Here is a 13,918-nt window from a genome sequence, read left to right as displayed (position 1 = left end):
TGAGGGATGGCAGCTATCGGTTTCCACGCTTCGCATGAACAGATCAGCCCCGGCCAGCTCCTGAAGGACGTCCGGCTTGCCGAGGAGGCAGGCTTCGACGCCGCCATGTGCTCCGACCACATCGAGCCGTGGTCGGCCCGGCAGGGGCACTCCGGCTTCGCGTGGTCCTGGCTGGGGGCCGCCCTTGCCAGCACCGGCCTGCGCTTCGGCGTGGTCACCGCACCCGGGCAGCGGTACCACCCGGCCATCATCGCCCATGCCTCCGCCACGCTGGCCTCGATGTTTCCCGGCCGGTTCTGGATGGCTCCGGGCAGCGGCGAGAACATGAACGAGCACGTCACGGGCGACCCCTGGCCGCTGAAGGAAACCCGGCAGCAGCGGCTGGAGGAATGCGTGGACGTCATCCGCCGGCTGCATGCCGGCGAGGAGGTCACCCATCATGGGCTGGTCACCGTGGAGCAGGCGCGGATCTGGGATGTGCCGTCGCCGCCCCCGCCCCTGATTGCACCGGCCATCAGCGTGGACACGGCCCGCCGGGCCGCCGGCTGGGCTGACGGCCTGGTGACGGTGAACCAGCCGGCCGAAAAACTCACGGAAATGCTGGCGGCGTACCGGGCCGGGGGCGGCAAGGGGAAAGCCGTGCTGCAGATCCACCTGTCCTGGGCTCCCCGGGAGGAGGACGCCGTCGCCATTGCGATGGACCAGTGGCGTTCCAATGTCTTCGCCCCGCCCATCCCCTGGGACCTGCCGACCGCGGCGCACTTCGACGGCGTCAGCACCGACGTCGGGGAGGCCCGGGTGCGGAAGTCCGTCAACGTCTCCGCCAGCCTTGACCGCCACGTGCAGTGGCTGGGCGAGTACCTGGACCTCGGCTTCGACGAGCTGTACCTGCACTTCGTGGGGCAGGACCAGGCGCCCTTCATCGACGCCTTTGCCCAGAGCGTCCTGCCGCAGCTGCGGAAGGTGCCCGTGGCATGAACATCGCCGAGACATCGGACCTGTGGTGGAAGACCGCCGTCGTCTACTGCCTGGACGTGGAAACGTTCTTTGACTGCGACGGCGACGGCACCGGTGATTTCGCCGGCCTGACCCAGCGCGTGGATTACCTGGCGGCGCTGGGCGTGAACTGCATCTGGCTCATGCCGTTCTATCCGTCCCCGGACCGGGACGACGGCTACGACGTGACGGACTTCTTCGACATCGACCGCCGCTTCGGCACCCTCGGTGACTTCGTGGAGTTCATCCGCACCGCGAAGGACCGCGGCATCCGGGTGATCGCCGACTTCGTGGTCAACCACACCTCCAACCAGCACCCCTGGTTCATTGAGGCCCGCAAATCCGTGGACAACCCGTACCGGGACTACTACGTCTGGCGGAGCGACCCGCCGCCGGACACCTCCTCGGAAGTGGTGTTTCCCGGCGAACAGACCTCCATCTGGACCCAGGACGATGCCACCGGCGAGTGGTACCTGCACATGTTCATGGAGCACCAGCCGGACCTCAACGTCACCAATCCCGGCGTCCGCAACGAGATCGCCAAGGCCATGGGCCTCTGGCTGGAGCTGGGGCTGGACGGTTTCCGGCTGGATGCGGTCCCGTTTTTCCTGGAGACCCGCGGCGCGCCCAAGGATGAAGCAGCCAACGTCGATCCGCACGACTACCTCAGCGCCCTGCGCAGCTTCGTTAACCGGCGAAACGGCGGCGCGGTGCTGCTGGGAGAGGTCAACCTGCCGTACAAGGAGCAGCTGGAGTATTTCGGCGGCGCCGAGGGCAACGAGCTGAACATGCAGTTCGACTTCATGTCCATGCAGCACATCTACCTCTCGCTCGCCCGGCAGGACGCCCGCCCGCTGGCCGAGGCGCTAAAGACCCGTCCGCGGCTGCATCCGGACAACCACTGGGCCATGTTCGTCCGCAACCATGACGAGCTCACCCTGGACAAGCTCAGCGACGGCGAGCGGGAGGAGGTTTTCGCCGCGTTCGGCCCGGACAAGAACATGCAGCTCTACGGCCGCGGGCTCCGGCGCCGGCTGCCGCCGATGCTGGACGGCGACGCCGACAGGATCCGGATGGTCTACTCGCTGATGTTCTCCCTGCCCGGCACGCCGGTGCTTTTCTACGGCGAGGAGATCGGCATGGGCGAGGACCTGCGGCAGAAGGGCCGCGCCGCCGTCCGCACGCCCATGCAGTGGAACGGCGGAAAGAACGGCGGCTTCTCCAGTGCCAAGGTGTCGGAGCTGGTGGTTCCGCTGCCCCGCGGCGAGTACGGACCGGAAAAGGTCAACGCGGCCGCCGCCAAACGGGATCCGAAGTCCCTGTGGAACTTCATGGCGACGCTTATCCAGCGGTACCGCGAATCACCGGAACTGGGCTGGGGCGAATTCGCCGTCCTCGACCAGCCGGAGCCGGCCGTTTTCGCGCACCGCTGCAGCTCGGCGGAGGCCACCGTGGTGCTGCTGCACAACTTTGGCGACGCACCGGTCAAGGTCACTGCGAACGTCGGGACTGAAACAAACGCCGGGGCCAGGGACGGTGGGCGGCGGGCTTACCGGGACGCCATGCTGCTGGATCTGTTCGACGGCGGGAACGTACCGTTGGCGGCCGACGGCGGGTTCACCGTTGAGCTGGGACGGTACGGCTACCGCTGGTTCCGCGTCCACCGCCCCGGCGACCGGCTGGCGCCGTAAGGGCGCTAGCGGCTCCGGCGGAACACCTTCACCTCCCACGGACGCAGGTCGAACGGCTGCCCTGAGTTAGATTGGGGGGCGCCGTCAGGCTCGGGCGGGTAGTTCCCCACGACCAGTTCGGCTCCCGACCAAGTGCCGCCGTCGACGTCCGCGGACCGGCCGGTCCCCGAAAAGTTGGCCAGCACCAAAAGCTCGGCCTCCGGGAGCGATCGCTTGAACGCATAGATGTGTTCGTCGTCAGGCAGCAGCATGCTGAAATCCCCGTATGCCACCACCGGCTCCGAGTGCCGGAGGGCGATCACCTGCCGGTAGAAGCTGAACACGGACCCGGGGTCGTCAACCTGCGCCGCGGCGTTGATGGTGTTCGCGTTCGGGTTCACGGCAATCCACGGAGCGCCGGTGGTGAAGCCGCCGTGCCGGCCGGCGTCCCACTGCACCGGTGTCCGGGCGTTGTCCCGGTTCAGAGGTGCCAAGGCGGCCAGGACCTCCGCATCGGTGTGGCCCAGATGCGTGGTGGCCTCCCGGTGGTGGTTAAGGACCTCGATGTCGCGGTAGTCGCTGATGGCGCCGAACGCCATGTTGGTCATGCCGAGCTCCTCGCCCTGGTACACGTAGGGCGTGCCGCGGTGCAGGTGCAGGACCGCGGCCAGCATTTTTGCCGACAGCTCCCGGTACTGGCCGTCGTCGCCGAACCGGGAAACGGCCCGGGCCTGGTCGTGGTTCCCCCAGTAGAGGCTGTTCCACCCGCGCCCGGCAAGCCCGTCCTGCCAGCGGCCCAGGGACTTCTTTAGGTCGGTGAGCTGCAGCTTCTTGGGCCGCCACTTGTTGCCGCCCTCCTGGTCCAATGCCACGTGCTCGAACTGGAACACCATGTCCACCTCCCGGCGGCCCGGATCAGTGAACAGGACGGCGTCCTCGACGGTGACGCCCGGCATCTCGCCCACGGTCAGCAGATCCTTGTCCCGTCCCGCGAAGACTTCCTGGTGCATCTCCTGCAGGAATTCGTGGATGCGCGGCCCGCAGATGAAGTGCGGGCCGCCGTCGCCATAAAGCATGCCTTCGGCCTTCGGGCCGTCCGGCAGCGACTGTTCCTTGGAGATGAAGTTGATGACGTCCATCCGGAAGCCGTCCACGCCGCGGTCCAGCCACCAGTTCATCATGTCGTAGACGGCGGCCCGCACCTCCGGGTTTTCCCAGTTGAGGTCCGGCTGCTTCCTGGAGAACAGGTGCAGGTAGTACTCCCCGGTGCTGTCGTCGTACTCCCACGCGGGCCCGGAGAAGGCCGAGCCCCAGTTGTTGGGCTCCGCGCCGGGGGCTCCGGGGGCTGCTGGTCCGGGTTCGGCTCCTTCGCGCGGCGGCCGCCACCAGTACCAGTCGCGCTTCGGGTTGTCCCGGCTGGAGCGGGATTCCACGAACCACGGGTGCTCGTCCGAAGTGTGGTTCACCACGAGGTCCATCACCAGCTTCATGCCGCGGGAGTGCAGGCCGTCGAGCAGTTCGTCGAGGGTCTCCAGGTCACCGAAGACGGGATCGATGTCCTGGTAGTCGCTGATGTCGTAGCCGTTGTCATCCTGCGGCGAGCGGTACACCGGGGACAGCCAGACGACGTCGACGCCCAGCTTTTGCAGGTAGTCCAGCTTGCCGATGATTCCGCGGAGGTCGCCGATGCCGTCGCCGTCCGAGTCTGCGAAGCTGCGCGGATAGATCTGGTACACCACCGCACTCTTGAACCATTCCCTCCCGGCCCGGTAGGCCTCCTCTGCCTCGGTTTCCTGCGTGGTCATCGCTGGCTCCTCCTGGTCGACGGTGGCGGGCTGCTGGCCCACTGAAAGTCTTGTTCCAGAAGAATCGGCGGTCAATGGCTGCCCGGGTTCCTCCTCAGTCCGTTTCCGGGCTGGTGCAGTAAAAGCAGGTGTTGGCGTCGCAGTCGTCGGCCGCTGATGCTGTGGATGACTCGTCGCTCGCCGCGTCGGAGTAAATCTTGGCGGTCATGGCGCTTGCCTTTTGCTGCTTACTCGCCGTACATCAGGCTGCTGAGGAACGAGTCCAGCTGCTGGCCTGTCGTGGCATTGTTTCCCTTTGCACTGTTCCCGCGTGCGGACACGGGGTGGGCCGGCTCGAGATAGAGGCCCTCCCAGGGGGAGCACACCAGTGCGGCCGATTCGGCGGCGGACGGTACCGCCGTCGTCGTGACCGGCCGTTCCACGGCCGGCACGGCCGCGGCGGTCCGGCGGGCGGGGCCGTGCCCCCAGCCAAAGGCGCTGACGATTGCTCGGTGACCTACTGAGATGGACATGGTTCCTTCCCTTCTGCCTTGCCGCCCGGTACACCTGTGTACCGGCCGACTTCTTTGTCTGGTGGACTTGCTACTCAGTCCCAAAAAAGTGAACGTGACGTTCATTTTATGAACCTAGCCTTATTGTGGCACGGCTCACGCCCTGCCGCAATGGATTACGGCATTGCGGCGCGGACCACCACGGGCTTGTCGGAGCTGCACACCATCACCCTCCCCCGACCGGCCGACTGGATCACCCAAAAGACGCTGCGGTCCACGGCGATCATGTCAATCTGCCCCGAGATGATCCTGCCGTCCCGCAGGAGCACCCTGACGGCGTCATCGCGGGAGAGCTTGGACCAGTCGGGCACTGGCGCGGCTGGCAGGCGGGTGGCGTGGCTGATTGGCGTTTTGGAATGTAGGCGCATGTTCGGTCCATGAGCTAGGTGGCGGGAACGTTCTTGACGTTCATTTAATGAACGTGACGTTCAGCATAAGAGTGATCCACTTCACCGTCAAGCCCCGCCCAATTCGCCCTTCTTCCGCCGCGGAGACGGCGGCAAGGCGGGTGAAGCCAGGGCCCTTGCAAAATCCCGTGACACGGCCCACAATGGAAGCACGTTCAGGAAATGAACGTCACGTTCAAAAGCTACTCAATCCGCCGGAGTGCCAAAGGCGGCCTTCCGGTATCCGAATACTTCATCCCCGGGAACCCGTGGTTCCCCCAGCAGTCCGCGAGGAGCCCACCATGAGCACCGTTCACCGCATCCTTCTCATCGCGTTCACCCGTTCCGGCCACTCCCTCGCCGGCCGCAGGCGGGCGGGCGGCGCGGGCGTCACCGCCCGGCCGTCCATGGGCTCCGAGGTGCTGACCTGCACACCGTGGGCCGGCCTGTACGTTGAAGGCCCCGGCGCCTCCTGACGTCCCGGGGCTAGACATGACTCACTGGCGCCAGAAGGCAAGACGCAAGACACCCAAGCGGGCAGCGGATGTTCTCCGCGAACGTGATGAAAGGCGAACTGCGGCCCTGATCGCCTGCATCACCGAAGTGAGCAGCAGCGAGGGCCCGGAGAGTGTCACCCACGGCCTGGTGGCTGAGCGCGTCGGTGTTCCCGTCCAGTACGTGGAATGGAAGTACCCCTCGCGCGAGCATTTGATGGCCATCGCGGGCACCTGATCGCCTCAGCTGGCTAGGACAAAGCCTTTGCGATGTCGCGGGCGGCCTGGCGCAGCTGGTCGATGGTGTCGGGCAGATGGTCTGATTTCAGGCGCTGGGACGGGCCGTTGATGGAGAGTACTCCCACCATCGCACCCGCAGCGTCGCGGACGGGGCAGGCGACCACAAAGAGGCCCTCTTCAAGTTCGTCGTCGAGGATGGCGTATTCCTGCTCCCGGACCTGGCGCAACTCCTTCATCAGGGCCTTGCGGTTGGTGATGGTGTGGGGAGTGTAGGCTTCCAGCTTCTCCGGCAGTTCCGCTGCAATTTGGTCGTCGGTCAGCTCGGCCAGCAGGACCTTTCCTGTGGCACTGGCGTGGATGGGGTAGGTTCCCCCGAGGTAGACGTGGGAGGCATTCAGGTAGCGTGACGCATATGCCTCGGCGATCACGTCGTAGGCCAGTTCACCCCGCATCATGGCGAAGCTGAACGTCTCGTTGAGCTTCGCAGCGTACTCGTCCAGAATGGGCTGGATCCTGGCCACCGCCCCGGTGTGGGGATCGGCAAGCCTGCCCAGCCTCGCCACCTGCCAGCCCAGCAGATACCTGTTGTCCACGCGGTCCACAAAGCCCGTCTGTTCCAGGCTCAGGAGCAGTCGGAAGGCCGTGGGGCGGGTCATCCCCACGGCCTGGGCCAGTTCCGTAACGGTGATGCCCTGCCGGTGGCGGCCCAGTTCGGCAAGCAGGACAGTTGCCTTAATGACGGACTTGTTGGTCAGGTCCGCCGATTCATCGGCAGGCGTGGCATCGGTTCCTTGTGCTTCGCCTGCTTCTGCTGCGCTTCGTCCCGCCGCCATGTCTGCTCCCGGTTCGCATTCGCTCAGGGCCGCAAGGCCCGTGCTGTCCACACCATCCTATGCCCTTTCAATTAGCGAACGGGGCGTTCAGCCGGAGCTACGGGACCAGGATGACCTTGCCGGTGGTCGCCCGCGCCTCCATCGCTGTGTGGGCGTCGGCGGCACGTTCCAGGGGGTACCGGGCGCCGATATTGACCCTGAGTTTTCCGTCGGCCATCAGGCCAAAAATTTCCTCGGAGCGCCAGCGCCGCTCCCCGGCGTCGAGCAGGAAGTCGTCGATTTTAGGGCGCGTGACTGTCAGGGAACCATGGGCGTTGAGCTGCTGCAGATCGAAGGGCGGCACCTGCCCGGACGCGCCGCCGAACAGCACCAGCGTGCCGCGCACGCGCAGTGCGTCCAGGGACCCTTCAAAGGTGTCCTTGCCGATGCCGTCATAGACGACGTCTGCCCCTCGGCCGCCCGTGAGCTCCCGCACGCGTTCGGGGACGTCAGCGTAGTCCAGGACGTGGTCGGCGCCGGCTTCCCTGGCCACCACGGCCTTTTCCGGCGTCGACGTCGTGGTGATCACGGTGGCGCCGCGGAGCTTGAGGAGCTGTATGAGCAGCAGCCCCACCCCTCCGGCACCGGCATAGGTAAGAACCGTGTCACCGGGCTGGACCCGGTAGCTGGAACTGATGAGGTAGTGGGCGGTGATGCCCTGCGCCGGCAGTGCCGCGGCGGCGTCGTTGGAGACGCCGTCCGGCACAGGAAGCGCCTTCTCTGCGTCGAGCACCATGTAGTCCCCGTAAGTGCCCGCGCCCTCCGTCGTGGCAACCCGGTCACCCACAGCAAACCCGGCGACGCCGGCACCGATCTCCTCGATGGTGCCCGCAGCCTCGACTCCCGGGACAAAGGGATAGTCGACGGCGTACACGCCCGAACGCTGGTACGTCTCGATGAAGTTCACCCCCACCGCAGCAACGCGCACCAGCACCTGGCCCGGCCCGGGGACCGGACGCGGAACGTGGATCCGCTCGAATACCTCCGGGCCTCCGGGCCCGGTGATCTGCATGGCGTAAGGCATCGCGGCGCTCAGCTCATGACCTTTGCCGCGGTCAGCCGGCGAGCTGCGGAAACGGCGTTGCGGGCCGCGACGGCGAGCAGCCCCGTATCCGACGCCGTGGGCATGAAGCGGAAGCCGAGGCTGGCCATCTTTTCGGAGAGCCCGGACTCTCCGGTGTAGATGCCGGGGGTGACGCCGGCTGCCGAGCAGCGGCGTGCGATGTCCGCGAGAATTCCGTCTGGCCCTTCACCGGTCAGCTCCTCCAGGCTCATGCCCAGGCTGAGGGACAGGTCGTAGGGTCCCACGAAAATGCCGTCCGGTCCGGTCGCGAGGATCTCGTTCAGGTTGGCCAGGCCGGCGGCCGTTTCGATCATCAGGATGCACAGTGCGTCGTCCTGCGGATTGCCGGGAACAGGCTTTGGGTACCGGGGGCTGCGGCGGGTGGGACCATAGCTGCGGTTGCCGCGGGAGGGGAAGCGGCAGGCGGCAATGAGTGACGCTGCCGCCGCCGCCGTCTCCACAGTCGGGAAGATGATCCCGCCGGCACCCGCGTCCAGGACCCGGCCGATGGTCCCCATGTCGTGGCCGGGAACGCGGACGAGGGACGGGACCGAAAAGAGGTGCGCGGCCTCGATGAGGGGCTGCATTTCGTGGGTTTCCGCGCCTCCGTGCTGGCCGTCGATGCAGATCCAGTCGAACCCTTCGGCCGCCAACGTGTCCACAACAGCCGGGTCGCGGAAGCTGACCCAGGCACCCGGGTGGGTCCCGCCGTCGTCAAGGATCAGCTGCGGGGTCTGCAGGCCGCTGTCCCGTTCACTTTCACCGTAAATCTTCACTTGTTTTGTTCTCCTTCGTGTCAAAGATCGTTTGGTACCCGCGTATGGGCGCGTCGCACGGAAGGGCGCCCTGCCGGCACAAGTCCGGGCAGGGCACCCTTCCGCTCACATAATCCAGTGAGGTCGGTACTAATTCGCTGCGGCTTTGGCCAGTGGTGCCTTGGCCAGCGGCGCTGAGGTGTCGCTCAGGCTCAGGCCCTTGGTTTCCGGGGCCAGGTACTGCGAGATGACTGCACCCAGCACACAGATGCCGGCGGCGATCAGCATGGTGGTTCCCACGCCCAGGCTGTCGACGGACATCGGGAGGATGAACGTTCCTGCCGCTGCGCCGATCCGCGAGAAGGCGGTAGCGAAGCCCACGCCGGCGCCGCGGATTTCCGTCGGGAAGACCTCGCCGGGGTAGACGCCGGTCAGGGCCGTGGAGATGGCGTTGAAGAAGGAGAAGGCAATGAAGCAGACCAGGATAACCATCGGTGAGACGTGGGAGAACAGGCCGATGACCACGAGGGCGACGGCGGCAATCCACATCGGCGGGATGGACAGCTTGCGGCGTCCCACCTTTTCAATCAGGAACATGGCTGCCAGGGAGCCGGCCACCACCACGCCGTTGAGCAGCAGCGCTCCGGTCAGGCCATCTTCAACGCCGAGGCTTTCGAGCACGATGGGCGCGAAGGTGGCGATGGCGAAGTAGGGGGTCACGTTGCAGACCCAGTACATGCAGACGAAGATCGTGGAATTGCGGTACTGCGGGGAGAACAGCTTGCCGAAGCTGGGTCGCTGGGGCTTCTCGTGGGCCAGGTCCCGGACGTCCTCTTCCTCCATGAACTCATGGGCGATGGCGAACGCCTCTTCGTTCCGTCCCTTGCTGATCAGCCAGCGCGGGGATTCGGGGGAACCCAGCCGGAGCAGGAAGACGATCAGCGAAGGAACGGTGCTCATGCCCAGGATGATGCGCCAGTCGGCGTGGATCGACGTGGACATGTAGTAGCCGACGGCGTAGGAAAGCAGGTAGCCGACGTACCAGGCGACCTCCTGGAAGGCCATGAGCTTGCCCCGCAGCCTGGCCGGGGAGAATTCCACCAGCAGCGGCCAGCCAATGGCGTAGTCGGCGCCGATGGCCATGCCCATGAGCAGGCGGATCAGGAACAGCTGCCAGGCGTCCGCAACAAAGAACTGCGCGGCGGAGCCCAGCAGGAAGATGGCGAGGTCGACGATGAACATCGGCTTGCGCCCGATCTTGTCGGCCAGGTATCCGCCGATGGGCCCGCCGAAGAAGATACCGATCAGGGCCGAGGCGCCGATCAGTCCCTGCCAGGTGGCGGACAGGGAGAGGTCGTTGGTCAGCGCCGGCATGACCAGACCGATGCCACCCAGGATGAAGCCGTCGATGAACATGCCCCCGGCGATCACCGCACTGAGCTTGTACAGGAACCGCTTCTTCTGCGGATCCGGTGCGACCGATGACTGCAAAGACGGCCCGGGGGCCGGTGTAACAGGTGTATTCACGAAGGACTTCCTTGTAGATCGTGCCAATTCGAAGGGGAGGATGCGCCGGCGGTGTCAGCACGGCGGCGGTTGGGGAAACTGAAGAGTCAGATCCGATTCGTTCATCTTTCGAACGTCGTGGTCAAAAATATGGCATGCGCCACATCGGGTGTCAATAGCGGACGCGTAAAGCGCCTCACCCGAAAAAGCCCCTTGACAGTGAGTTGGCTTACACTCTAAATTGAACGCAGTGTTCATTTTATGAACGTCACTCAAGTTGTCGCCTTGTCAGGCACGAGTCCAAGGAAGCACCGCTGCCATGAAAAACGCACCACTGAGCCTTTTCGCTTTTGACGTCTTCGCCCCGAGCCACCTGACCTCCGGTTCCTGGCGGGCCGAAGGCGATCAGGGCCACCGGTACACGGACCTCCAGTACTGGACGGGCATCGCACAGACGCTGGAGAACGCCGGCTTCGACGGGATCTTCTTTGCCGACAACGTCGGCTACCATGACGTTTTCCGCGGAAACGGGGATGCCGCCCTGCGCGACGCCGCGCAGTTCCCGATCAACGACCCGACAGTTCTGGTCAGCGGCATGGCTGCAGTCACGAAGCACCTCACCTTCGGCGTGACCTGCTCCGCAACCTACGAGCCGCCCTATCTGCTGGCCCGCAAGTACAGCAGCCTGGACCACCTCACGTCCGGCCGCGTGGGCTGGAACATCGTGACCTCCTATTCGGAGGCCGCCGCCCGCAACCTCGGCAAGGAACAGCAGCTGAGCCCCGCCGAGCGCTACGACATGGCCGACGAGTACATGGACGTGGTCTACAAGCTCTGGGAAGGCTCCTTCGAGGAGGACGCCGTGGTCCGGGACGCCGAATCCGCAACGTACATCGACCCCGCCAAGGTGCACCCGATAAACCACTCCGGCAAGCACTTCACGGTGCCCGGCTTCCACCTCTGCGAACCTTCCCCGCAGCGCACCCCGGTCCTGTTCCAGGCCGGCGCCTCCTCCCGGGGCATGGAATTCGGCGGCAAGCACGCCGAAGCCGTTTTCCTCCAGGGCACCTCCGTGGAGGGCACCGCGCGCAGTGTGGCCAAGCTCCGCCAGGCCGTGGCCGACGCCGGCCGCGACCCCCGCGACGTCAAGATCGTCATCCTCCTCACCGTCATCGTCGCCCCCACCGACGAAGAGGCACAGGCCAAGTACCGCAAGGCCGTGGAGACCGCACCGATCGACGGGATCCTGGCCCGCTTCAGCGGCTGGACCGGCATCGACATGTCCGAATACGAACTGGACACCCCGCTGCGGTCCGTCAATACCAAGGCCGGGCAGTCCATGGTGGACATGTTCTCCAAGGCCGACCCGGACCGCGACTGGACCCCGCGCCAGATCGCCGAGTTCCTCGCCGTGGGGGGCACCGGTTCCACGATCGTCGGCTCCCCGGAGACGGTGGCCGCAGAGCTGCGCCGCTGGCGCGACGAGGCCGACATCGACGGCGTCAACCTCAGCTACATCACCAAGCCGGGCAGCTGGGAAGACTTCATTGAACTGGCCCTGCCGGAACTGCGTGCCCAGGGCCTGATCGCCCCGGCACCCGCCACCGATCAGGAGCCGGTAACCCTGCGGGAGAAGCTCTTCGGCCAGAAGTACACCCTGGACGGCCACCCGGCCACCGGCTACCGCACCGCCCGGCTCGCACCGGCCGGTATCTAAGCATCACGAGACAAAACAACGAAAGATACTTCAATGACTGAACAGACTGACGTAGTCGTCATCGGCGCCGGTCTTGCCGGCCTCATCACGGCCCGTGAACTGAGCAACCGCGGCCACAGCGTGGTTGTCCTGGAAGCCCAGAACCGTCTTGGCGGCCGCCTGTACACCGAGCGCCGTCTCGGACAGAACCTGGAGCTCGGCGGCAATTGGCTGCACTGGACCCAGCCCCACGTCTGGGCCGAGGTTACCCGCTACGGCCTGGAGGTCTCCCGCGGCCCGCGCTCGGAGGAGACGTACTGGCTGGCCGGAAACGAGGTCCGCCGCGGCAACCTGGACGACTTCATGAAGCTGATCGACCCCGGCATGACCCGCCTGCTGGAGGACACCGTCAAGTGGCTCCCCCGCCCCGATGCACCGCTGACCGTGGAGAACCTGGCCGAGGTGGACCAGTACAACCTGCAGGAAATGCTGGACAAGCTGGACCTCTCCGAGGACGAGCGGAACGCCAACGAGGCCGCCTGGGTGGGCCACTTCAACGCACCCCTGGACCAGTGCGCCTACGTCAACGCCCTCCGCTGGACCGCCGGCTCCTCCGGCCACTGGCACCTCATGCACGAGGCTTCCGCCATCTACCGCCTGAAGGACGGCAACGACGGACTGGCCAACGCCATCGCCGAGGACACCACCGCCGACATCCGCCTCAACAGCCCGGTCACGTCCGTCCGCCACAACAGCGACGGCGCCACCGTCACCTACGGCGACGGCCAGGAAATCCAGGCCAAGAAGGTGGTCATCACCCTGCCGCAGAACATTCTGCACAAGCTCGACGTCGAGCCCGCCCTGTCCGAGGGGAAGCTCGCCCCCAGCCGGGAAAAGACCGCATCCCAGGGCGTCAAGGCCTGGATCCGGGTCAAGGGACCCATCAAGCCATTCTTCGCCTACTCCGCCCAGGACAAGCCACTCTCCGTGATCCGCACCGAGTTCGTCGGAGAAGAGGACGCCGTGCTGGTGGGTTTCGGCGCCGACGCGAACCGCATCGACGTCACCGACCCCGTCCAGGTCCAGGAGGCCATCAAGGTATGGCGCGACGACCTGGAGGTCCTCGAGGTCACCGGCCACAAGTGGGGCGAAGACCCCTACGCCGAGGAGACCTGGCAGATCCAGCGTCCCGGCCAGCTCACCAAGTACCACGCGGTACAGCAGGCGTCCGAAGGCGCACTGCACTTCGCCAGCAGCGACACCGCGAACATCTGGGCCGGCTTCTTCGACGGCGCCATCGAAAGCGGCCTCCGGGTTGGCCGCCACATCCACACCGAGCTGCGCGCAGAAGGGAAAGCACAGTCATGAGCGCTCCCGCACTGGAAACCCGCCGGATCGATTCCGACACCTACCGGGCCGTCATGCGGCATCTGCCCACCGGCGTCGCCGCCGTCTGCTCCACCGATCCGCTGACCGGCACGCAGAACGCCATGGTCGTTGGGACGTTCGCCTCGCTGTCCATGGAGCCGGCGCTGGTGACGTTCAGCGTGATGCACTCCTCCACGAGCTGGCCCAGGATCTCCGAAGCGGCGACCTTCAGCGTCAGCCTGCTCGCCGAGGACCAGCAGCAGGTGTGCCGCGCGCTCTCGGCGAAGGGCGAGGACAAACTCAGCGCCGTGGACTGGTCCGAGTCCGGGTGGGGCACCCCGCACATCTCCGGATCCCTTGCCTGGTTCGACTGCCGGGTTGAACAGCAGTTCACGGCCGGGGACCACGTCGTCGTCATCGCCAGCGTGCTGGACATGACCCCCGGTGAGGGCGCTCCCCTCATCTTCCACGGCGGCCGCTTCGGAAGCTTCCGCGAAGTCGCCTGATCCAATTCAC

At 65.9% G+C, this 13,918-nt stretch carries 14 protein-coding genes; 7 read left to right on the top strand and 7 right to left on the bottom strand.

Annotated features, from left to right (window positions below):
- The first annotated feature begins 6 nt into the window (after positions 1 to 6).
- Positions 7 to 978 (top strand): TIGR03885 family FMN-dependent LLM class oxidoreductase, encoded by a 972-nt coding sequence (locus ACFRAH_RS09665; protein ID WP_377990672.1) that lies wholly within the window; start codon positions 7 to 9, stop codon positions 976 to 978.
- Positions 975 to 2,687 (top strand): alpha-amylase family protein, encoded by a 1,713-nt coding sequence (locus ACFRAH_RS09660; RefSeq protein WP_377990671.1) that lies wholly within the window; start codon positions 975 to 977, stop codon positions 2,685 to 2,687. The genes ACFRAH_RS09665 and ACFRAH_RS09660 overlap by 4 nt, the downstream gene beginning before the upstream one ends.
- Positions 2,688 to 2,692: 5 nt before the next feature.
- Here ACFRAH_RS09660 and ACFRAH_RS09655 read toward each other — a convergent pair whose 3' ends face one another.
- The 3 genes from ACFRAH_RS09655 to ACFRAH_RS09645 form a co-directional block, all read right to left on the bottom strand.
- Positions 2,693 to 4,471, bottom strand: a complete 1,779-nt coding sequence (locus ACFRAH_RS09655; RefSeq protein ID WP_377990670.1) for an alpha-glucosidase — start codon at positions 4,469 to 4,471, stop codon at positions 2,693 to 2,695.
- A gap of 227 nt (positions 4,472 to 4,698) precedes the next feature.
- On the bottom strand, positions 4,699 to 4,983 hold the full coding sequence (locus ACFRAH_RS09650; protein ID WP_377990669.1) for a hypothetical protein: 285 nt from the start codon (positions 4,981 to 4,983) through the stop codon (positions 4,699 to 4,701).
- A gap of 155 nt (positions 4,984 to 5,138) precedes the next feature.
- On the bottom strand, positions 5,139 to 5,390 hold the full coding sequence (locus tag ACFRAH_RS09645; protein WP_377990668.1) for a hypothetical protein: 252 nt from the start codon (positions 5,388 to 5,390) through the stop codon (positions 5,139 to 5,141).
- Positions 5,391 to 5,710: 320 nt separating this feature from the next.
- On the opposite strand from ACFRAH_RS09645, the gene ACFRAH_RS09640 reads away from it, so the two are divergent.
- Both ACFRAH_RS09640 and ACFRAH_RS09635 read left to right on the top strand, forming a co-directional pair.
- The gene (locus tag ACFRAH_RS09640) at positions 5,711 to 5,884 is read left to right on the top strand and encodes a hypothetical protein (RefSeq protein WP_377990667.1); all 174 of its coding nucleotides are present in this window, start codon (positions 5,711 to 5,713) and stop codon (positions 5,882 to 5,884) included.
- A gap of 16 nt (positions 5,885 to 5,900) precedes the next feature.
- Positions 5,901 to 6,140: a hypothetical protein gene (locus ACFRAH_RS09635; RefSeq protein ID WP_377990666.1), complete on the top strand. Its 240-nt coding sequence runs from the start codon at positions 5,901 to 5,903 to the stop codon at positions 6,138 to 6,140.
- 13 nt (positions 6,141 to 6,153) lie between these two features.
- Here ACFRAH_RS09635 and ACFRAH_RS09630 read toward each other — a convergent pair whose 3' ends face one another.
- The 4 genes from ACFRAH_RS09630 to ACFRAH_RS09615 all read right to left on the bottom strand — a co-directional run bounded on the left by ACFRAH_RS09630 (position 6,154) and on the right by ACFRAH_RS09615 (position 10,359).
- Positions 6,154 to 7,026 carry an IclR family transcriptional regulator gene (locus tag ACFRAH_RS09630; RefSeq protein ID WP_377990665.1) on the bottom strand — a complete coding sequence of 291 codons (873 nt, stop codon included), beginning with the start codon at positions 7,024 to 7,026 and terminating at the stop codon, positions 6,154 to 6,156.
- A gap of 46 nt (positions 7,027 to 7,072) precedes the next feature.
- Positions 7,073 to 8,038 carry a quinone oxidoreductase family protein gene (locus ACFRAH_RS09625; protein WP_377990664.1) on the bottom strand — a complete coding sequence of 322 codons (966 nt, stop codon included), beginning with the start codon at positions 8,036 to 8,038 and terminating at the stop codon, positions 7,073 to 7,075.
- 8 nt (positions 8,039 to 8,046) lie between these two features.
- Entirely contained in the window at positions 8,047 to 8,853 is an 807-nt protein-coding gene (locus tag ACFRAH_RS09620) for an HpcH/HpaI aldolase/citrate lyase family protein (RefSeq protein ID WP_377990663.1), read from the bottom strand.
- A gap of 129 nt (positions 8,854 to 8,982) precedes the next feature.
- Entirely contained in the window at positions 8,983 to 10,359 is a 1,377-nt protein-coding gene (locus ACFRAH_RS09615) for an MFS transporter (RefSeq protein WP_377990662.1), read from the bottom strand.
- A 298-nt stretch (positions 10,360 to 10,657) separates the two neighbouring features.
- On the opposite strand from ACFRAH_RS09615, the gene ACFRAH_RS09610 reads away from it, so the two are divergent.
- The 3 genes from ACFRAH_RS09610 to ACFRAH_RS09600 are packed head-to-tail and all read left to right on the top strand — an operon-like array spanning position 10,658 to position 13,908.
- Complete coding sequence (locus ACFRAH_RS09610; protein WP_377990661.1) at positions 10,658 to 12,055, top strand: LLM class flavin-dependent oxidoreductase; 1,398 nt, start codon at positions 10,658 to 10,660, stop codon at positions 12,053 to 12,055.
- 33 nt (positions 12,056 to 12,088) lie between these two features.
- A complete protein-coding gene (locus ACFRAH_RS09605; protein ID WP_377990660.1) occupies positions 12,089 to 13,402 on the top strand; it encodes a flavin monoamine oxidase family protein in 1,314 nt (437 codons plus the stop codon).
- Complete coding sequence (locus ACFRAH_RS09600; RefSeq protein ID WP_377990659.1) at positions 13,399 to 13,908, top strand: flavin reductase family protein; 510 nt, start codon at positions 13,399 to 13,401, stop codon at positions 13,906 to 13,908. Before ACFRAH_RS09605 ends, ACFRAH_RS09600 begins: the two co-directional genes overlap by 4 nt.
- Positions 13,909 to 13,918 lie beyond the last annotated feature (10 nt).

The sequence above is a fragment of the Arthrobacter sp. NPDC056727 genome, assembly GCF_042790555.1.
Taxonomy (GTDB): Bacteria; Actinomycetota; Actinomycetes; order Actinomycetales; family Micrococcaceae; genus Arthrobacter.
This window is presented reverse-complemented; position numbering and strand designations above follow the sequence as displayed.